Raw genomic sequence first — 20,845 nt, forward strand, 5'->3', positions numbered from 1 at the left:
ATATTTAAAATTTAAGGTTTAAGTACAAATTAAAATTTCTTCCTGGCATTGGCCTGTTTTCAAGGCTTTCATAATTTTCGTTCCAAAGATTTAATACTTGAAATCCAAGTTTGAAAGAACGCAATAGTTTAAAATCATAGTCAATTCCGATATTCGAAACCATATAGGAATCAACAATTTCATTTGGGTCATTATCGGCCTGCGTATAAACAAAACCGTTATATAAAAATTGATAATAAGCCGAAATTCTGCTTCTTGAATAGGAAACAGCAGCCGTTACTTTATTGAATGGAACAAAAAAGAGCTGCTTGTCGGTTTCTACATTTTTTGATACAGTGTAGGCATACGTTGCATTGGCTCCAAAATAGTTTTTGCCGTATTGTTTTTTCCAACTAATTAATGTTTCAGCACCATAGCTGTTGACTTTGTCTGTATTTTGAGGAATCCAAATTCCTCCGCTTCCAGGAACCCATCGCAATAAATCGGTGATTTTGATGTAATATAAAGTCTGAGTAAGCGAGATGTTTTTGAAAGTAAAAACATTTCCAAGTTCCGCCTGATAGGAACTTTCGGGTTTCAAATTTGGATTTCCGCCTTCTTCCCAATATAAATCATTAAAAGTCGGGATTCTGAAATTACGAGATAAATTCAATTTTAAATTATACAGTTGTCCAAATTGATAAGATGAACCTAAATTGAATAAAACTGGTGATTTATAATTGTTTGTAAACTCTTTTCGCACACCAAATTCGTTTTTCCAATCTTTAGAAAAATCTTGTTTTACTAATATTGCCGCCGAACTGATTTCGCGTGTATTATCACCAAAACCGCTTCCAAAACCTTTTGTTCTGTTGTAATCTAAAATCCCGTTTATTTGTGTTGATTTGAAAAGCGTATAACCTAAATCTGCTTTGGTTATAAAGCTTTCCGTTTTTCCAAAAGTATATTGATTCAGAGTATTATCAGGGTAATATTGGTAATTTTCAAAAATATAAGCTGTTTTGAAATTAGCCGTAAACTTCCCGAAATTGCCATCGTATTCCAGTAAATTTCGATTGAAGCCGTTTACATATTTACTAGGAGTTTCGGTCTCAGTAATTAGAGACGTATTTCGGTTGGTATTTGAGGTCTGGGTATATAATTTTAAGCTGTTTTTAGCATTGAATTTATAACCTGCATTTGCGCTCACAGTGATAACGTCATATTGTCCGTTCTGATTCCAGCGCTGTTCGCCTTTCCAAGTATATCGATTCAAATATTTATAGTCGTTTGTCGAGCTGTTTTTAGAAAAACCAATTTGGGCACTCCATTTTTCGTTTGAAATATTGGTTTTATAATTGATGCCAATAGTATTGAAACTTCCATAATCGAGTTTCAAATTATTCTCAAATCTCTTATAAAATGCCAAATCATTATTTAAATGAACGGTTCCGCCAACTGCACCACTTCCGTAAATAACACTTCCGCCACCGGCTTTAACACTTATCGAATTATAATCGGAACCAGAAATCGTGTTGAAATCCGTGCTTCCATTCATTTGAGAATTGATGTTGATTCCGTTCCAGATCACCGCTGTTTGTGACGAAGTTGTCCCTCTAAAAGCAACTGTTGAAAGCATTCCTCGCCCGTATTCTTTAAAATAAATGGTAGAATTAAAATTTAAAAGATCCGTCAATAAAGCTTCATTTTTACTGATAACCGAATCATTTAGTTTTAGAACCGATTGTGAAGTGGAATATTTTTTAAGATTAGCGTCAGAAACGATAACTTCTTTCAGACCCGTAATAGAATCCTTCTGCGCCCAAATAAATTGGCACATCAACAACAAACTAAAAGCGAAATATTTTTTTAAAGTCATAATTTCTACACTCTTTTTCCCGAGAGTTCGATCTTTGTTTCAAAGGCAGGTCTCCTGGCTTGCGTCTTGTTGTTTGCCTTCCCATCACGCAAGGCGTGACAGTGGTTTGTAGATAACAACAAGCATTCGTTTTAGAACTAAGCTTACAGTTGCGGGTACAGCTCAAGATTTTACTTGATTCCCTTTTAATGTGTTTTATAAAAACACAACCTTAATTTTGCGCAAAGATAAAGTTAAAATTATTGAATTTTCAAATTTGTTTTACTTTTTGAATCGAATTCTAAACAAAACCTTTGTTAGAGCTCAATTTTAATGACTTGACCAAAATCTACTTTATTTTGAAAGGCTTCTTTCAAAGGCAAAGAAGTTTGATGACATAAAATACTTCTGATGATTCCGGCATGGGCAACAATTACGATTGGGTCTTGTATGTTTTTCGAAATGATTTCAGAAATAAAATTACCAACTCTCTCATGTAATTCAACAAAAGATTCGCCATTTGAAGCCCGAATATTTACAAAATCTTCCATCCAAGGATTGAGCTGTTCTGGCGGAATTTCATTCCAGTTTTTTAGTTCCCAGTCGCCAAAATTCATTTCTTTTAAACGTACATCTTCTTGGTATAAAATGGTTTTGATGTTCTTCTTAATATGTTTTGCTAAAACTACACAACGCTGTAACGGACTTGAAAAAACAATTGCCTCTGAGGGTAATTGAGACACGATTTCATCAAAAATAACATCAAAAGGTTCAGCAATATTTACATCAGATTGTCCGTAGCAAATTCCTTTTTCGCAGACGGTTTCAGTATGTCGAACTAGATAAATTTCCATAGAAAAAGCAGACTTAAATAAAAGATTACTTCGCAGACCTGTTGTGTTGCACCAAGGCAATCGCCAGTGTATCCGTCAATCCATTTTTGAAAATATCTTGCTAAAAAATGTCTCGTCAAGAAAACCGGAATTAAAACCAAAATCGTTTTTATCTCAAAAGAGAAATAGGAGAGGGCTAGTAAAGGAAGTAACCCGAAGAAAAAAGATCCTGAGATTTCTTTCCAAGTGTGTTGTTTTGCAATGGGTTTGCTTTTGCTTGTTGCGTCAGCACGTGAATATTCATGAGTGAAAATGATGCTGATCGCGGCCAAACGGCTTAAAGAATGAGCTGATATAAAAAACAAAAATAGTAGAAAATAGTTGTTGTCATTTTTGAAAATCAAGATGGATTCTGAAAGCAATTTGAATTTGGCCAAAAATAACAAAACCAAGCCAATTGCTCCATAAGCTCCAATTGCACTGTCTTTCATAATCACCAGAATTTTTTCTTTAGTCCAGCCTCCGCCAAAACCATCGCAAACATCAGCAAAGCCGTCTTCATGAAAAGCACCTGTTGTTAAAACGGAAGCAATAATTGCAAAAATTACAGCCGTTTCTATCGAAAGAAAAAGTGAAAAAACATAAAAAACTAAAAAAGAAATACTCCCAACAATCCAGCCAATAAAAGGGAAATAACGAGTGGCTTTATTTAAATAATCTGGATGATGTGTGATGTTTTTTGGACACGGAATACGGGTGTAAAACATTAAACAGGTGAAGAAGATATGTAGTTCTTTTTTCATTAATTTTTATATTTCTATTTAGTATGTCATTTCGACGAAGGAGAAATCTCCGCGATTAGCTCGACAAAGATTGGCGATATGTATTGAGGAGTTACTTGTGGAGATTTGCTTCGCCAGTTCGCTATCGCTCGGGTCTCCTTCGTCGAAAGGACAAAAATGAGAATAAATCATAAAGTAGCATAATTATTTTATAAAAACAGAATATTATTTCCTACTCACTCCCGCACTCTCAAAACTTGCCATTTCATTCAAAAGAACTTCAGCCGATTTTAAAATTGGAAACGCAATTGCGCAGCCAGTTCCTTCGCCAAGGCGCAAATCTAGATTTAAAATTGGTTTTGCATTTAAATAATCTAGTAATTTTTGATGTGCTTGTTCAGCAGAACAATGACAGAAAATAGCATTTTCTTTAATATCTGGATTAATTTTTAGAGCAATTAAAAATGCAACAGAACAAATAAAACCATCAACTAGAATTAGCATTTTATTTTCGAAGGCAGAGAGCATGCCGCTTGTCATTTGAAGAATTTCAAAACCGCCAAAATAAGCCAACTGTGACATTAAATCGGCTTGACCGGAATAATTTTCGATTGCTTTTTTTAGAAGATTCTGCTTTTGAAGCAGTTTTTCATCAACAACTCCAGTTCCTTTTCCAATGCATTCTTCAATTGGGAAACCAGTTAAAATACTCATTAAAACTGAAGCTGTTGAAGTATTTCCAATTCCCATTTCACCAAAACCAATGCAGTTTGAACCTGATTTAGCAATATTGTTGACGATTGATTTCCCTTTTTCAAAACATAATTTTAATTCTGCTTCGCTCATTGCAGGAACATGCAAAAAAGATTGTGTTCCTTTGGCAACTTTTGCATCAATCAAATTTGTATTAGTCGGGAAATCGTAATTGACTCCGGCATCCGCAATAGATAATTCAATGTTGTTTTGCCTGCAAAAAACATTAATTGCGGCGCCTCCTTCCAGAAAATTATTTACCATTTGGCGTGTCACATCTTGCGGATAAGCGCTTACGCCATGATTTGCAATTCCGTGATCAGCTGCAAAAACAACCATATTTGGTTTAATAATTTTCGGATTCAAAGTTTTAAAAACTTTCGCCATTTGAAAAGCAAGCGTTTCCAAAGTTCCCAAAGCGCCAATAGGTTTCGTTTTAGAATCTATTTTTTCCTGCAGAAGTTGTTCAAAATCTGTTGAATTATTTTTTTCGGAAGAAGTATTGATATTGATTTCTGAAACAGAATTTTCTTTTACGTTTTGAATTTCGGTACAAATTGGATTTTCCGATTTTTGTTTCCAATGCAATTGCTGCAACATTGGCTGATTATTATAATTTGTTGCAGGTTTTCCAATGCAGAAATAGCCAAGAGGCTCAATATTTTCGGGTAAATCCAGGATTTTTTTAAACTGATAATAATTTAAAATAGAAACCCAGCCCATTCCATAGCCTTGTTCTGTCAATGAAAGCCAGATATTCTGTGCAGCACAAACGGAACTGAATTTTACAGCTTCATTGCTTCCGACGGTTCCAATTGTAAATTGATTCAAAACTGATCTGTCATAAGCAATTATAAGTCCGATTGGAGCTTCTTCAATTGCTTCTAATTTCAGGGATTTGTAAAGTTCTTTTTGCTGAGGATTATCAGTAAGTTCCTCGGCTTTTTTGTTGTAATCTAAAAATAGATTTTTAATCGCTGTTTTAACTTCGCCCGATTTGATGATATAATATCGCGTTGCATCTGTAAGTCCGACAGAAGGCGCCCAATGTCCGGCCTGCAAAGCTTTTTGGATTACTTCATCAGGAACTTCATCGGCTGTAAAATGCCTAGTATCGCGTCGCGATTTTAAAATCTCATCTAAATGGCTCATCTTCAAAAATCAATTTCAATTTATTCTTTCTGTAAAGATACTTTACGATATTGGAATTTTAGGATTTAAAATTTAGAATTTGTTCTATTGATTTTTGCCATTGATATTGAAATTGAATTTTGTTATCCTTTGATTTTAACTGGAATTCCGGAAACCATTAAAACAACTTCGTCAGCATTTGACGCTAAAAACTGATTCATCCAACCTTGCAGTTCAGTAAATTTTCTGCCAATGTGTGTTTCGGCATGAACTCCCATTCCAATTTCATTGGTTACAATTATTAGAGTTCCTTTTTGTGCGGCTATTTTATTGAACTCGTTTTTAGCTTCTTCCAACGACGCAGCAACGTCATTTTTAGTATCAATAAAAAAGTTGGTTAGCCAGAGTGTGACACAATCAATAAGTGCAACTTTTCCCGAAAAATCAAGTTCACTTAAATATTTTTCTTTTTCAATATTAGTCCAGCGCGCATCACGTTCCTGTTGATGACGATCAATGCGATTTTGAAAATCAGAATCCCATTTTCTGGCCGTTGCAACATAAAGAGGCGAATCAGAAAGTTGTAAAGCTAGGTTTTGAGCGTAACTGCTTTTTCCAGATCTTTCGCCACCAGTAATAAGATAAATCATGTGATAATGGTTAATTATAAATTGTTAATTGTAAATTTATGCTAGAACTTGTTTTTTTGAAGTTTTAAGGATGCTGGTAATTAATTTTAAAATTGCCACTGCATCATTGTGGATGTTCTCAAATTCTTTTTCATTTAAGTAATCCGTTGCCTTTAATAATTCGAGCCAATAAACGGTTTCGTTAGCTTCTTTTTGAGCAATAGCAAATTTATGGATGAAATCGCTTTTGCTCTCAGCATGTTCAGCTTCTCTCATCATCGCGCCAACACTGGTTCCAGATCTTAGAAGTTGTTTAGAAAGTATAAATTCTTTTTTATCATTATTTAAATATTGATATAGTTTTACAATTCGAATTGCAAATTCAAAACTTTTATTTTTTACAATGTTGTCTTTCATAAATTAACAACTAATAATTTATAATTAATAATTAGTATGGGCAATGTCTGCAGTCGTTTCCGCAGCAAGTTCCTCGTTTTAAATGAAACCAAGATTTAAAAACATAATTGCCATTTTCAATATAATAGTCAATACCTTCAATTAATTTGTCGGTTTTAGGTAGGGTTATGGCTTTGTTTTTTATGGCTTTTTCGGGAGTCAATGTTTCTACATAGGCCTCAATTTTATCTTCGCAGGCTTCTTTGAAACAAACTGGGCACAAACAGTCACCTCCTTCTGAAAGATTAAAAATGGGTGGATAATCATTGCACCAGCATTTGTTTTCAACCGAGATATCTCCACAGCTGAAAGAAGTTTCGCAGCTTGAGCAAATTTTTATTTTTGTGGTATTCATAAATGTAAAGATACAGTTTGTTGAATTTTGTAAGAATAAAAGTAAACAAAAAAAAGAGAAAATGATTTACCTTTGTCCCTATCCAAAACGTTAAATATGAAATTTTATTTACCTAAGTTAGTACTTTTTCTTTCTTTTTTCATTCTTACAGGATGTAAAAAAAATGAAAATATTCAAGTTGAAAAATCTGAAATTGCAAAAAATAGTATAGAATATGCTTCAGGGCTTTCTATCGTAAAACAAGAAGGTTACTCGATTGTTACAATTTCAAATCCTTGGCCTAATGCTGATAAGAATTTTAAATATATTCTGAAAGAAAATGAGGCTAAAGTTCCAGACAGCCTGCAAAATTATCCGTTAATAAAAGTGCCATTAGAATCTGTAGTGGTTACTTCGACAACTAATATTCCTTTTTTAGAAATGCTGGAAGTTGAAGATAAATTGGTCGGTTTTCCACATACGGACTATATTTCTTCTGAAAAAACAAGAGCTTTGATTGATAAAGGTTCTGTGAAAGATGTGGGACAAAATGAAAAATTAAATATTGAGCAATTAATTGACTTAGCGCCAGAATTGATTGTGACTTTTGGAGTAGACAACAACAATCCGATGCTTGATAATTTGAAAAAAAGCGGTCAGAATGTTTTAATTCAAGGTGATTGGATGGAGCAATCGCCGCTAGGCAAAGCTGAATGGATTAAACTTTACGGTGCATTGTTTGGAAAAGAAGATAAAGCTAAAGAATTGTTTGATAAGATTGTAGAAAGTTATAATCAAGCCAAAAAATTAGTGGCAGATAAACCGGCAACTACAAAGGTTTTATATGGTTCAATGTATGAAGATGTTTGGTATGTTGCCAAAGGAAATAGCTGGGTGGCGCAATTTATGAAAGATGCTAAAGCCGATTATTTGTGGAGTAATCTAAAAGGAACGGGAAGCGAAGGTTTGTCGTTTGAAAAAGTTTTGGATAAAGCAAAAACAGCAAATGTGTGGGTGGTTTCGGGCTCTTTTAAAACATTGGAAGAACTGCAGAAAGCAAATCCGCATTATGGCGAATTTGATGCTTTTAAAAATAAATCGGTTTATTCATTAGAAAGTAAATTTGGCGCAACTGGCGGAACCATTTTTTATGAACTGTCGCCAAGCCGTCCTGACTTGGTTTTAAAAGATTATATCAAAATTTTCCATCCTGATTTATTGTCGGGTTACGAATTTACTTTTGCATCAAAACTGAATTAAATTGGCAAACAAAAAAAGAAATACCATTTTATTTGTCGTTTTGTCTCTAGGACTTTTGCTGATGTTTTTTGCGAGCATCAGTTTAGGATCTGTTACAATTCCGCTAAAAGATGTTTTTGAAAGTTTGACAGGCGGGCATGCGACAAAATCGGCTTGGGAATATATCATTATTAATTATCGTTTACCAAAAGCAATTACGGCCGTTTTGGTAGGAACTGGACTTTCGATCAGCGGTCTTTTGATGCAGACTTTGTTCAGAAATCCATTGGCCGGACCTTATGTTTTAGGGTTAAGTTCTGGCGCAAGTTTGGGTGTTGCTTTTGTGATTTTAGGAGCTGGCTTTTTGCCATCGTTTTTACGCGTAATTGCACTTTCATCTTATGGAATTGTGATCGCTTCAACATTCGGGAGTACGTTAGTTTTACTATTGGTTTTAGTGGTTTCACAACGATTGCGCGATACAATGGCCATTTTAATTGTTGGATTGATGTTTGGGAGTTTTACCACAGCAATTGTAAGTGTTCTAACGTATTTTAGTACAGCCGAACAGCTTCAAAAATTTACTTTTTGGTCAATGGGAAGTTTGGGAAATCTTTCATGGTCAACCATTTTGATTTTGACTTTTTGTGTTGGAATTGGTTTGCTTTTAAGTGCCAAGAGCATAAAGCCTTTAAACGCATTGCTTTTGGGCGAAAACTATGCAAAAAGTATGGGATTGAACTTTAAACAAGCAAGACTGATTATCATATTTGCGACGAGTATTTTGTCGGGAAGTATTACGGCTTTTGCCGGACCAATTGCATTTGTTGGATTAGCGGTCCCGCATATTGCAAAGCTTGTTTTCCAGACGAGTAATCATACTATTTTGTTTTGGAGTACGCTGTTTTTTGGTTCGATTATAATGTTGTTTTGTGATATTGTTTCGCAAATGCCAGGATTTGACGTTACGCTTCCAATCAATGCAATAACGTCAATTATTGGTGCGCCAGTTGTTATTTGGCTTTTGGTCCGAAAAAGAAATTTTAGGTAAAAACTTACAAAATATTTATATCTTTATTTTTTTAAACACATAGAAACATAGTTTTTATTTCAATAAAAAAATAATGATTACTCAAAAATATCTTGATGAACTGACTTATGAAGTTTTAGGGGCTTCGATAGAAGTACATAAAATAATTGGAAGAGGATTACTTGAAAGCGTTTATCATCAATGCTTAAAAGAAGAACTCTCACAAAGAAAATTAAATTTTTTCACAGAGATGAGAGTTCCAATACTATATAAAGAAAAAGAATTAGTGACAGATTTTAGATGTGATTTGTTTGTCGAAAATTGTTTAGTTGTAGAATTAAAAACTGTAACAGAGATAAATTCGATACATCAGGCACAACTGTTAACATATATGAAACTTTTAAAAGCACCAAAAGGAATTGTAATTAATTTTAATTGTTTCAATATTTTTAAAGAGGGCCAAAAAACACTTGTCAATGAATATTTTAGGTTATTGCCAAAATTTTAGTTTTAGCTATGTTTAATTTACAAGTAAATCTTAAATCCTTCTAATAAGACAAAGAAACCTATGTTTCTATGTGTTTAAATAAAAAGCGCAATGAAAAACATTCTAACTACTTCAAACTTAAATATTGGATACAAATCCAAGAAAACAGTTGTGACCATTGCTGAAAATTTAAATTTGAATTTAAGTTCTGGAAAACTAATTTCTTTAATTGGTGCAAATGGAATTGGAAAATCGACTTTATTGCGAACAATTACCGGAATTCAGCATCCTTTGTCCGGAAATGTTTATTTGAACGATATAAATATTTCGACGTACAAACCGCTGGATTTAGCTCAAAATTTAAGTTTGGTTTTAACCGAAAAATTACCTCCAAGTAATCTTTCTGTTTTTGAATTGGTTGCACTTGGGCGTCAGCCTTATACAAATTGGGTAGGAACTTTGACCGATACCGATATCGAAAAAGTTCAAGAGGCATTGCGGTTAACACAAATTGAAAATCTTGCTCACAAAAAGCATTACGAAATAAGCGACGGACAATTGCAAAAGGTTTTAATCGCCAGAGCTTTGGCACAAGATACACCACTGATTATTTTAGATGAGCCCACAACACATTTAGATTTGCTTCATAAAGTTTCGTTATTCAAATTATTGAAAAAACTCACTCAGGAAACTCAAAAATGTATTTTATTTTCGACGCATGATATTGATCTTGCGATTCAATTAAGTGACGAAATGATTATCATGACGCCAGAAAATGTCGTACAAGACGAACCATGTAATTTAATTTCGAATGGAAGTTTTGCTTCTTTATTCAAAGATGAACATATTATTTTTGATGGAGAAAAAGGGAAGTTTATTGTGACTTAGAGAGTGTTTTCATAACGTACACGATACACATGAAGCATTTTTTCTAAGTCCTGAGTTTTTATATCTAACTCTCCAATATCAATTTTTTCATTATTAAATGCCAAATACGTTGTGGAATTTTTTCCTCTTATTTCTGTAAAAACTCTGTCATTTCGTATGTTTTTCCATTTGACTAGATTTTCATCCTTAAGTTTTATTCCTTCTGCATTAAATATAATTTGTGGACTTTTATCTCGTAATTTTTTAATTTGTGTATAGGCAGAATAAAGACTAATTCCGACGAAAAAAAGTCCGAAATAATGTTCGTCATATAACAAGTAAATACCTAAAACAAGCATTCCTAGACCAAGTAACAATGAAAAAAGAATGATGATTCTGGAGTTGTAAACAACAGTTTCTTTCGGCACAGAAATGTCATCTTTGAAAACATCTTTTTCAAGAAATTTTTTCTCTAATTGTTTTAATTTTTGTTTTTGCTGATAATCCTTGAATTCTGTTTTTTCAAACCAGCTTCCACTTTCCCAAATCAATTTTTCTTCGACTGCCTTTCGTTGTAATTCGTGGACATTTCTAACATTTTCATATGCCCAAATTTTCCATTGATTGACAAAATAACTCCATACCAACCAACCTGATAAAAAGCCTAATGCAAATCCGACGGGAATGATCCAGCCATCAAATATTTTTAAATAGAAAAGGTAAATTCCTCCTCCAATAACGCCAAAAGTTACAATCATTGGCAAATGTTTTAATTGCCATCTGCCTTTGCTTAAAGCTTGTTCTACGGTTACAGTTTCGGTCATTTTAGTTTTGGTTAAAAAGAGATTTTTATTGGGTTGATTTCGGTTAAATAGTTAAACTTTCAAACCAATCTGTCTCTTAGCTTCGCCAACAACAAATGCTACAGAATTTGCGATATTAAAAGAACGAATAAGCGGTGACATCGGAATGGTTAAATGATTTTCGAATCTTGCCATAAATTCCTTGCTCAAACCCACGCTTTCTTTTCCAAAAACCAACCAATCACCGTCCTGAAACTCATTTTCTAAATACGATTTGTCCGAATGTGAACTCATTAAAAATACACGCGAATGATCTGGAATTTGTTTTACCCATTCGTCCACATTTTGATATTCGGTTACATCAAGATGCACCCAATAATCCAAACCAGAGCGTTTCAGGTTTTTGTCGTTAATTACAAATCCAAAAGGGTGAATCAAGTGCAGACGACTTTCGGTACCTACGCACAATCTTCCAATATTTCCGGTATTATTTGGTATCTCAGGTTCTACAAGAACAACGTTTAGCATTTTTTTTGAGTTATGAATTATGAGTTATGAGTTTTTCAAAAATTATCTAATTATCTAATTGCCACATTATCTAATTATCAAATTGTTCCACTTCGCGAACTTCTCCTGCTTTTAGGTTTTGCAAATATACATTTCCAATCCGAACGCGAACTAATCGCAATGTTGGAAAACCAACTGCAGCGGTCATTTTTCGAACTTGGCGAAATTTCCCTTCGTTTACAGTAATCGAAGCCCAAGAAGTTGGACCATGACGTTCGTCTCTGATTTTTTTGGCTCTAATTCCAAAATCAGGAATTTCGGTTACAATTGAAGCCTTGCAACGCTTTGTTTTGTATTTGCCGCCATCAAGTCCAATTTCGACACCTTTTTGCAATTGTTCAATCGCTTCGGGCGTAATTAAACCATCAACCTGAACATAATATTCTTTTTCGAATTTTTTGCTTCGTACGAGTTCGCTCATATTGCCGTCGGTTGTCAATAAAAGCAAACCTTCAGAATCTTCATCGAGACGACCAATTGCCATTGTTCCTTCGGGAAAATCATACAATTCTCCCAAAAGCTTTTTCTTTCTTTTTAATTCATAAATAAATTGGCTCAAATAGCCGTAAGGTTTAAAAAGAATAAAGTGTCGGTGCATTTTTTAATTTTTTGCAAAGATAGTTTCTTTGGCAAAATTAAATGACGATATACTGCAGATAACTATTTTTAGTCTTTCATTTTTTTCAGCCATTGGTACACAAACCAAATTACGGTAATGCCAAAAATGACAATCAATAAAGTATAATAATCTTTGAAAAAGTCATGAAAATAACTTCCAATAAAAATATAAGCCGAAGCCATGCATAATTTTATCAGAATAAATTCGGCATTCGACCAGCTGGTTTTGATTTTAAAGAAATTCATAATAATGATAGTTAAGTTCTTGTAATTAAAGATAATGATTTTTTAAAAGATGGCAATTATAAAACAAAAGCAACCAGAAGCCATAAAGTTTTCAGATTTAGAATTCGTAATATTATAGGTATGAATTTAAAATAATAAAGTTATGGAAACGAATGATTTAGGTGCGAAAAAGATAAACGGAGTACAGAAAAATATAGACGAGGCAAAAGGTAAAAACGTTTCACACGATGGAAAAACGGAAGACGCAAATTTGCAAAAAGAACTCGTAGCAGATAAAGACGGAAATAAAGAAATTGTCGAAAGAGCACGAAATGAAAATGAAGATATCAAAAAAGAGGTAGACCAAATAAATCCGAATAATCCAAATGCAAATCGTGGTGTTGAAACCGACGAAGAAGCCAAGAAAACAATCGAAAACAAAGATAGAAATTCGGATATCACGCCAAACCGTTATCCGAATTCAAATCCCGAAAGTCATGAAGACAGAGGAAATATGAAATTAGACGAAGAAAGCTAAAAACATTACGGATTTTTTTGTTCACAAATGCAATTTTAATATCAAATAACATTTCATTAGCATATCGAGTTAATGTTATTGTAAAGTCAGGTTTTAGCTGGGTTTTCGGGCGATAACTTCGTAAATTGTAAGGACAAATTTAAATACTAAGAATATGGCACTTTTAGAAAACAAAGTAGCTTTTGTATCTGGCGGCGGTTCAGGAATTGGCCGTGCTGTTGCAGAAGCTTATGCTCAAGAGGGAGCAAAAGTTGTCCTTTCGGATATTAATGTTGAACATGGCGAGGAAACCGTCAAAATTATAAAAGACAGCGGGGCGAGGCCTTTTTTGTAAAGGGAGATTCGTCTAGCGCAAGTGATAACAAGCGTATGGTTGAGGTTGCGGTTTCAAAATATGGACGTTTAGATATTGCTTGCAATAACGCTGGTATGGGTGGACCAGCAAAACCAACAGGAGAATATGAACCTGACGCTTGGGATCGTGTAATTGCACTTAATTTGAGCGGTGTTTTTTATGCATGCCGTTATCAATTAGAACAAATGGAAAAAAACGGTGGCGGAAGCATTGTAAATATAGCATCTATTCATGGTCAGGTTGCGGCGCCAAATAGTCCGGCTTATACGGCATCTAAACACGGCGTGGTGGGACTGACAAAAAATATTGCCGCTGAATATGCGTTGAAAAATATCCGCTGTAATGCCGTTGGTCCCGGTTATATTGAAACGGCTTTATTGAAAGATAATATGACTCAGAATTTAATGGATGCAGTTGCCGCAAAAGCGCCGATGAATCGTTTAGGAACTGCTCAAGAAGTTGCAGATTTAGTTGTGTTTTTAAGTTCTGAAAAATCATCATTTACAACTGGAAGCTATATTATTGCCGACGGAGGTTATACTGCGATTTAAAATTTTATCGTAAACATTTACAAAAAGCTGTCTTGTTTCAAGACAGCTTTTTTTTTGCTATTATATTTTATTCAAAAAATAAAAGAAGTATTTTCGTACTAATAAAGAGGCTTTGATTGAGGTAGTCTTTTTTAATCAAAAGGCTTCTGTAAACGGATTTTCTTGAGAATAATTAAAATTTAAAGATAAAAAAGCAGTTTTTTGTGATGGATTTTTATAAAATACCTAACAATAACTTCATGCTTTTACAATATTCTCTTAACTTTAAACAAGATAAATTTGAATTCTAAAACTTATAACGAAACGTATGAAAAACAACTACTCTTTTCGTCATTTCATGACTTTTTTAATTTTATTTTATTGCTTCGCGCTAAATGCGCAGACAATGCCAACCGCACAATCGTTACCGTACACTCAAAATTTTGACGGATTGGCGGCAAATGCTACGGTTTATCCGGATGGTTTTCAAGGCTGGTTAGTGAGTTCAAGTCAGAACACAGCAACTTACAGCACAGCTTTAACAGGTGATAAACCCTTAATAGCCAACAGTACGGCAAATACGAACAGTGGAAACATTCACAACTATAACGGTAAAATAGGTTTTTTAAATACCACTAGTGCAGATTTTTCAATTGGTTTTGCATTTTCAAGCGCCAATACTACAAGTATCAGAGTTCAATACGATGCTATGATAATTCGTAATGTGTATGATGGAACAGCGAATAATCGTCTTCAAGAAATGGGTTTGCAATATCGAGTTGGAATTACGGGGCCTTTTATAACGGTACCTTCTAGTGCATACTCTAATAATAGTGTAATACAGCAAACTACGGCAGTTACAACTCCATTAAATAATACTACAACAAGAATAAGTGTTACTTTGCCATCTGATTGTGATAACCAGCCAATAGTTCAAATAAGATGGATTGCAAGATTAGTTTCGGGTAGTGCAGGTTCCCGCCAATCTTTCGCAATTGACAATATAGATATTAGAAGTGATAATACACCTCCTGTTTCAGTAGCTGGTTATCCTAAAGCGGCGAATATTACATCTTCAGGATTTGATTTTGTCAACAAAATAAATGAAGCTGGAAAAACATATTATGTATTGTTGCCAGGCGGAAGCGTAGAACCAACAATTGCGCAAATAAAAGCAGGTCAGGATGCGGCCGGAAATGCAGCTTTGCAATCTGGTTATTTAAACATAACTGATTCGTCTCTGGAATATTCGAAAAGTTTTACAGCGCTAAATTTTAACACTACTTACTTTGTTTTCTCTATTTCAGAAGATCTTTTTGGGAATCCGCAAACTGTAGTCAATAAAGTTGAAGCAACGACTTTAAGTGTAGCAAATCCTGAAATTTCTACTACCAAAGCTTCTTTAGATTTAGGCTTTTCAGAATCGAATTATGAAACTAATTCATTAAGTTATCAAGTTCAGGCATCAAATCTAGCTGCTGATGTAGTTTTAACTGCTTCGGCAAATTTTACAATTTCAAAAGACAATACCACATTTGCATCATCGCTGACATTTGTCCCTGCTGATTTTGCTTCAAATGCTACTCCAACGGTTTATGTAAAATTCAAGCCAAATGCAATTGGCAGCGTTTCTGGACAAATAACACACGAATCAACCGGCGCAGTAACTAAAACGGTCTCACTCACAGGAACAGGAATCAATCCTTATGCTCAAGGTTTTGACGATGCTAATGTTTTGACTAATAGTGGATGGGCGCAATATAATGTTTCTGGAACGGCAAATAACTGGATGTACACCAGTACAGCTAGAAATGTAAATTCTGGAACAGGCGCTGTTTTAATGAACGGATTTTCAGATACAAGTACGCCAAGCAAAGATTGGTTGGTTTCTCCAAAATTGCATTTAGATAATTTTAATGATTCTCCATTATTATCTTTTTACACTCGTAAGTTTTATGCAGGTCCTTCTTTAAAACTATTGGTTTCTACAGATTATGATGGAGTGAGCAGTCCTGAAACCGCTACATGGACAGAGATAAATGGAAATTTTCCGACAACGACAGGCAATTATGTTAAGTCGCAATATATAGATTTGAGCGCTTTCAAAACGAGTCATACTTATGTAGCGTTATATTATGAAACTACAGCGGGAGGAACAAACAATGCTTCTGAGTGGTCATTTGATGATTTTGCTATTACAAATGAAACAGGTTATGTAGATGCAAATCCTGTTTTAGATTTTGGAGTTGTAAATCAAAATACAGTTTCAGATGCGCAGTCATTTAGTTTCAAAGCTTCAGGATATGGTGATATTACGGTTACTGTAGCCGCTCCATTCTTAATATCAGCGGATAATATTTCATATGGAACAACTGCAATAGTTTCTGCTGCAGATGCTTTAGCAGGAAAAACGCTTTATGCAAAATTTGCACCAACATCTAAGGTGTTAAAAATATCAGGTGCTCTAACAGTCACAGGAACTTCCTTAAACAAACAAACGGGTTCTTTAGTAGGTTCTTCTCTCCCAAAATCAGATACTTTTGATGTGGTTACGTACAATATGGAGTTTTTTGGTGCTCCTACGACTGCATACGGTCCAGCTGATAAAGCTTTGCAATTGCAAAACGCAGTTAAAGTGATGAACAAATTAGATGCCGATGTTTATGTAGTTCAGGAAATTTCGAGCGATGCGGCCATTGATGATTTAATCAAGGAAATAAATATAAATGGTAAATCATTCCGTAAAGTAGTTTCTACATCTTGGTCATATTCTTGGGATCCAACTTCAGATCCTAGTTATCCGCCTCAGAAAGTGGTTGTAATTTACAATGAAAATACAGCTACGGTTAAAAATACCCGCATAATGTTTAAAGAATTCTATGATGAATTGCGTGCCGGAACCAAATCTTTAGCAAATTATCCAGGAGGAAACAGTAATTTCTTTTCTTCGGGGCGTTTGCCATATATGGTAACTTTAGAGACTAATCTTAATGGAGTTAAAAATGAAATCAAATTTGTAGATCTTCATGCACGTGCAAACAGCGGAACTGACATTTCGAAATACAATATGCGAAAATATGACGTAGAGGTTTTAAAAGACAGTTTGGATGCTCATTATGCTAATTCCAACATCATTCTTTTAGGAGATTATAATGATGATGTAAAAGCATCTGTTATTGCAGGGCAACCATCTTCTTATCAAGCTTATGTAAACGATACTAATAACTATAAAGTACTTACTTTAGAAATAAGCCAAGCAGGTGCTTTCAGTTTTTTAAGTTCGGGCGGTTTCTTAGATCATATTACGATTTCTAATGAATTGTTCGATCAATATATTAATGAATCAATTGCAGTTTATGATCCGCGCAACGATATTGCCAGTTATACAACAACAACTTCAGACCACGGACCCGTAATTGCACGTTTTAATCTTAAGCAACAACTTTCAACGCCATTTTTTGAAAATAAAAACGGATTTTACGTAAAAGCTTATCCAAACCCTACATCTGACGTAGTCAATTTTGCTGTTAAAACTAACGAAAGCAAAAATCTTAAACTAAGGCTTTATGATTTAAACGGACGCACTATAGGAAACGCAGTTGAACTTCACAGCAGCGAAGATGTAAATACAACGGTAATGTCCTTGCATAATTTAAATTCAGGACTTTACATTTATACGATATCCGAAAATAATAAAGTAGTTTATAAAGATAAGATTCTGAAAAAATAAGCAACTTATTATAATTTAAAAAGACAGTTCAAATTTTTGAACTGTCTTTTTGTTTTTACTGTTTTTTGTCAAGCAGATATTCAGCACGATTCAAATCTGTTTCACTAGAAACAAATAAAAAATATTCCAGTTGCCATTTCTTTGTTTTTTTTGCTTGTTTGCTCTCGGCTTCATCCCATGGTGGATAAACTCTCATGGCTCTTTTGCCTTCTTTGGTTTCTGTCGAAAAAATAGCTTTTTCCAGCAAAACATCTTTTGGGAAAATGAATTGCCCTAAAAGAGCGTCTTTCCGGACACTCACAATTACAAAATCAATGACATCCGTAGTATCAAAAGGCTCGATGATTCCGAGTCGGCTTCGTTTCCACAAAGTCACAAATTGCCCTGTCTTTGTCGGTGTAATTTTGGCCTCGCGATAACAAATGTGTTTTTCATTCATCCAAAAGCGATAAGCACGATATTCCATGCTCTCACTTTCTTGCTGAGGCTCTGTGCAGTCAAAATCAAAGTGATCATAAACCAGTTCTTTGGCTAAAATTAAATCCTTTGGGAGAGATTTGTCGTTGGGCCAGTGGTTTTCTACGATCATTTTGAGAGGACTGGCTTCTAGGCTTGTTTTCAAAATTATGTAGGTTTAGGGGTTACGTAGGTTTAGGGTGTTAAAGTTACTATTTTTTAAAATGAAACGTTCAATCCAAAATTCAATCCCCATTGAAATTGATTAAAAGACTGACTGTTCAACGGGTTAATGTAATAATTCATTGCGGGTTCTACAAAAACATTTGTCTTTTTGTAAACGCGGTATTGTATCGTACTGCTTAAAGTTGAACCGTACACAAAGTCATTTGCATTTGCATTTTCACCAATCGTATTTCCATTAAGAGCCATGTTGTTTGCAATTAGTTTTCCAACAAAACCGCCTGTATTTAAACTGATATTTGCTTTGTTTTTAGAGAAAACAGAATACGAAACCTCCAACGGCATTTCGATATATTTTAAGCTTTGATCTAAGTTTCCTGTAGCCAAGTTGTCGCTTTTTAATGCATTTTTTGTGGTATTCGATACCAATACATAGCCTGTTTCTGTTGCAATTTGTGGCACCGTTGCATTTTGAACAAAATAATCACTGGTTCCTAAAAATGCATTGTTTTTTGTGCTGATGTATGAAACGTTTGCAACACTTTGTCCTAGTTCATTTATTTTGAATCCAGAACCTACTGCCCATTTTTTATTAAGCTTGTATTTTGTTTTTACCCCAAAACTGCTGCTTTGTTTTGAATCGTTTACATTGCCCAGCGTTTTGTCATTTTTTAAATTTTCAGAGCCGGCAACTCCAGCAAAAACTTCAAGTGCCCATTTTTCGGCATTTGCAGTTGTTTTTGGCGTTTTCTCTTTTTCTTTTTTCACTTCAGGAGCCGCAATTCCTTTTTCTAGATTTTGAAGCTCTGCTAACTGTACAGAATCTTGCTTGCTTAAAACATCAATAAATTTAGAATTGTTTTTCTGAGTATTTTCAGCAATTGTATTCTCTGTCTTTTGTGTTTTAGACAGAGTTTCGTTTTTATTTTCAGAAAGCATATTCTGTTTGCGTTCTGTAGCATTTCCGTTCGCAACATTTAATACAAAAGCATTGTTCGTTTTCGGATTTACTGTACTTTCAAAAATCGAATTTGGAAGTTGATTTTTTGAAGTCTTCGTAAATGAATTTGTCTTTTTACCTGTAAAAGTCTTTTCGGCTAGAACCTTGTCAAGATTTCTTTTTTCGCTTTCAGAAAACTGATTTTTGTTATTCGTATTAAATCTATTTGTTTTCTCAGAAGAATAGCTTTTTGACGCCAAACCTTGATTTGAATTTCTTTTTTCTGAATTCGGTTTTTGAGTTTCTGAAGCATTAAATTGATTTTTTTCAGAACGATTAAATGCATTTTGCGTTCCAGAGCCTTCGTTTTTGACCGCAACAGCCTGATTCAGATTTTTGTTTTCCGAATTTGATTTTCCAGAAACTGAAATTTGGTTTTTGTTTTTCGCCACAGAATTTCCTTCGGCGACAGCCTGATTTGTATTGCTGTTAACAATACTTGCTTTTGAATTTACAGTTTTTGAATTGCTTTTATTTTTAGACTCAGCATTTGCTACTGCCGTATTTTCAGCCGAATTATTAATCGCATCTGAAGCATTTCCAGAATTTGATTTTACAATATCGTTTTTATTATTTTCAGAATTTTGATTTTTATCTAAAGTAGATTTTTTGTGGTTTTCACCATTTTTATTTTCGTCAAGAACGACATTGTTTTTTTCTAAAGATGTACCTGTGTTGATTTTGCCGGAGTCAGACAAAACAGCTGGGAGCGATAAGCATAATAATAAGCATGCCGCAGCCGACCACCAAAGAATAGCTCTCCTTTTCTTTTTAGGTTTGTCTAGTTTTTCCTCAATTCCGGCCCATAGTTCTGGCGGCGGAACACTCGAAAAGTGTTCCATTGATGAAAAAATATCTTCTATTTTCTGCTTCTTCATGCTATCTTAAAATTTTTTATGCTCAAAATCCGTTTCTGCAAAATACCCTTTGCTCTGTTTAAATTTGATTTTGACGTTCCTTCTGAAATCTTCAATAATTCGGCTATTTCTTTATGTTTCATATGCTCAAAAACATATAAGTTAAAAACCGTTCGGTATTGATCGGGCAAATCCCGTATGTATTCTAATAATTTTTCTTTTTCTATCGGGATGGTTTCTAATTCTTCTTCTTCGATAAAATCAGTATCTGGATCAAAAACATCTAAAAAGAAGCTTTCTTTTTTCTTCTTATTTAAAGTTTCGATGAGTTTGTTGATGAAAATTCGCTTTAGCCAGCCTTCAAAACTTCCTTCAAATTTATATTGGCTTATTTTCTGAAAAACGATAACAAATGCTTCCTGGAAAACATCCTTGGCATCATCTTCATTTTTCATGTACTTTAAGCATATACCATATAAAACCGGAGAAAACAGCTGATATATTTTCAGCTGTCCTTCTCGGTCATTCTGCATGCATTGCCTAATGTATTTTTCTAAATCGTCTTTCAAAAAAGTGGTATTGTTTGGTTTGGCAAAAATAGTTTT

At 34.2% G+C, this 20,845-nt stretch carries 20 protein-coding genes, 1 pseudogene and 1 riboswitch; of the genes and pseudogenes, 7 read left to right on the forward strand and 14 right to left on the reverse strand.

What is annotated here, in order from left to right; translation table 11 throughout:
• Window positions 1-4: 4 nt before the first annotated feature.
• The 7 genes from FND99_RS15500 to FND99_RS15530 all read right to left on the reverse strand — a co-directional run bounded on the left by FND99_RS15500 (window position 5) and on the right by FND99_RS15530 (window position 6,776).
• On the reverse strand, window positions 5-1,858 hold the full coding sequence (locus tag FND99_RS15500) for a TonB-dependent receptor plug domain-containing protein (RefSeq protein WP_144338848.1): 1,854 nt from the start codon (window positions 1,856-1,858) through the stop codon (window positions 5-7).
• A 27-nt stretch (window positions 1,859-1,885) separates the two neighbouring features.
• A riboswitch (cobalamin riboswitch) is annotated at window positions 1,886-2,087 on the reverse strand.
• Window positions 2,088-2,154: 67 nt separating this feature from the next.
• Entirely contained in the window at window positions 2,155-2,691 is a 537-nt protein-coding gene (gene cobC / locus FND99_RS15505) for an alpha-ribazole phosphatase (RefSeq protein WP_144338849.1), read from the reverse strand.
• Window positions 2,676-3,473 carry an adenosylcobinamide-GDP ribazoletransferase gene (locus FND99_RS15510; protein WP_144338850.1) on the reverse strand — a complete coding sequence of 266 codons (798 nt, stop codon included), beginning with the start codon at window positions 3,471-3,473 and terminating at the stop codon, window positions 2,676-2,678. The genes cobC and FND99_RS15510 overlap by 16 nt, the downstream gene beginning before the upstream one ends.
• Before the next feature lie 204 nt (window positions 3,474-3,677).
• Entirely contained in the window at window positions 3,678-5,357 is a 1,680-nt protein-coding gene (gene cobT / locus FND99_RS15515; RefSeq protein WP_144338851.1) for a nicotinate-nucleotide--dimethylbenzimidazole phosphoribosyltransferase, read from the reverse strand.
• 122 nt (window positions 5,358-5,479) lie between these two features.
• A complete protein-coding gene (cobU, locus tag FND99_RS15520; protein WP_144338852.1) occupies window positions 5,480-5,986 on the reverse strand; it encodes a bifunctional adenosylcobinamide kinase/adenosylcobinamide-phosphate guanylyltransferase in 507 nt (168 codons plus the stop codon).
• A 36-nt stretch (window positions 5,987-6,022) separates the two neighbouring features.
• On the reverse strand, window positions 6,023-6,382 hold the full coding sequence (locus FND99_RS15525) for a four helix bundle protein (protein WP_144338853.1): 360 nt from the start codon (window positions 6,380-6,382) through the stop codon (window positions 6,023-6,025).
• Between the two features lie 31 nt (window positions 6,383-6,413).
• Window positions 6,414-6,776: a DUF5522 domain-containing protein gene (locus FND99_RS15530; RefSeq protein WP_144338854.1), complete on the reverse strand. Its 363-nt coding sequence runs from the start codon at window positions 6,774-6,776 to the stop codon at window positions 6,414-6,416.
• A 96-nt stretch (window positions 6,777-6,872) separates the two neighbouring features.
• Between FND99_RS15530 and FND99_RS15535 the strand changes: the two genes are divergently transcribed.
• The 4 genes from FND99_RS15535 to FND99_RS15550 all read left to right on the forward strand — a co-directional run bounded on the left by FND99_RS15535 (window position 6,873) and on the right by FND99_RS15550 (window position 10,399).
• Entirely contained in the window at window positions 6,873-8,015 is a 1,143-nt protein-coding gene (locus tag FND99_RS15535) for an ABC transporter substrate-binding protein (protein ID WP_144338855.1), read from the forward strand.
• A gap of 1 nt (window position 8,016) precedes the next feature.
• Complete coding sequence (locus tag FND99_RS15540; protein WP_144338856.1) at window positions 8,017-9,045, forward strand: FecCD family ABC transporter permease; 1,029 nt, start codon at window positions 8,017-8,019, stop codon at window positions 9,043-9,045.
• A gap of 73 nt (window positions 9,046-9,118) precedes the next feature.
• Window positions 9,119-9,532 carry a GxxExxY protein gene (locus tag FND99_RS15545; RefSeq protein WP_211356637.1) on the forward strand — a complete coding sequence of 138 codons (414 nt, stop codon included), beginning with the start codon at window positions 9,119-9,121 and terminating at the stop codon, window positions 9,530-9,532.
• Between the two features lie 90 nt (window positions 9,533-9,622).
• A complete protein-coding gene (locus FND99_RS15550; RefSeq protein WP_144338858.1) occupies window positions 9,623-10,399 on the forward strand; it encodes an ABC transporter ATP-binding protein in 777 nt (258 codons plus the stop codon).
• On the opposite strand, the gene FND99_RS15555 is transcribed toward FND99_RS15550, so the two are convergent.
• The 4 genes from FND99_RS15555 to FND99_RS15570 form a co-directional block, all read right to left on the reverse strand.
• Complete coding sequence (locus FND99_RS15555) at window positions 10,396-11,202, reverse strand: hypothetical protein (protein WP_144338859.1); 807 nt, start codon at window positions 11,200-11,202, stop codon at window positions 10,396-10,398. The two genes, FND99_RS15550 and FND99_RS15555, sit on opposite strands and share 4 nt — an antisense overlap.
• 51 nt (window positions 11,203-11,253) lie before the next feature.
• Entirely contained in the window at window positions 11,254-11,709 is a 456-nt protein-coding gene (locus tag FND99_RS15560; RefSeq protein ID WP_144338860.1) for a tRNA (cytidine(34)-2'-O)-methyltransferase, read from the reverse strand.
• Between the two features lie 70 nt (window positions 11,710-11,779).
• Complete coding sequence (locus tag FND99_RS15565; protein WP_144338861.1) at window positions 11,780-12,346, reverse strand: pseudouridine synthase; 567 nt, start codon at window positions 12,344-12,346, stop codon at window positions 11,780-11,782.
• A 68-nt stretch (window positions 12,347-12,414) separates the two neighbouring features.
• Window positions 12,415-12,612, reverse strand: coding sequence for a hypothetical protein (locus FND99_RS15570; RefSeq protein WP_144338862.1), 198 nt, complete (start codon window positions 12,610-12,612; stop codon window positions 12,415-12,417).
• Between the two features lie 142 nt (window positions 12,613-12,754).
• Here FND99_RS15570 and FND99_RS15575 point away from each other — a divergent pair, with 142 nt between their 5' ends.
• From FND99_RS15575 to FND99_RS15585, 3 genes and pseudogenes are all read left to right on the forward strand, one after another.
• The gene (locus FND99_RS15575) at window positions 12,755-13,129 is read left to right on the forward strand and encodes a hypothetical protein (protein ID WP_144338863.1); all 375 of its coding nucleotides are present in this window, start codon (window positions 12,755-12,757) and stop codon (window positions 13,127-13,129) included.
• 154 nt (window positions 13,130-13,283) lie between these two features.
• Window positions 13,284-14,035 (forward strand): annotated as a pseudogene (locus FND99_RS15580) (SDR family NAD(P)-dependent oxidoreductase).
• Window positions 14,036-14,342: 307 nt separating this feature from the next.
• Entirely contained in the window at window positions 14,343-17,744 is a 3,402-nt protein-coding gene (locus tag FND99_RS15585) for a T9SS type A sorting domain-containing protein (RefSeq protein WP_144338864.1), read from the forward strand.
• 55 nt (window positions 17,745-17,799) lie between these two features.
• On the opposite strand, the gene FND99_RS15590 is transcribed toward FND99_RS15585, so the two are convergent.
• The 3 genes from FND99_RS15590 to FND99_RS15600 are packed head-to-tail and all read right to left on the reverse strand — an operon-like array spanning window position 17,800 to window position 20,809.
• A complete protein-coding gene (locus FND99_RS15590) occupies window positions 17,800-18,366 on the reverse strand; it encodes a MepB family protein (protein ID WP_342777798.1) in 567 nt (188 codons plus the stop codon).
• 53 nt (window positions 18,367-18,419) lie between these two features.
• Window positions 18,420-20,261: a hypothetical protein gene (locus FND99_RS15595; protein ID WP_144338865.1), complete on the reverse strand. Its 1,842-nt coding sequence runs from the start codon at window positions 20,259-20,261 to the stop codon at window positions 18,420-18,422.
• The gene (locus FND99_RS15600) at window positions 20,258-20,809 is read right to left on the reverse strand and encodes an RNA polymerase sigma factor (RefSeq protein WP_144338866.1); all 552 of its coding nucleotides are present in this window, start codon (window positions 20,807-20,809) and stop codon (window positions 20,258-20,260) included. Before FND99_RS15600 ends, FND99_RS15595 begins: the two co-directional genes overlap by 4 nt.
• Window positions 20,810-20,845: the final 36 nt, after the last annotated feature.

Origin of the sequence: Flavobacterium daemonense (assembly GCF_007341385.1) — a bacterium.
GTDB classification, from domain to species: Bacteria; Bacteroidota; Bacteroidia; order Flavobacteriales; family Flavobacteriaceae; genus Flavobacterium; species Flavobacterium daemonense.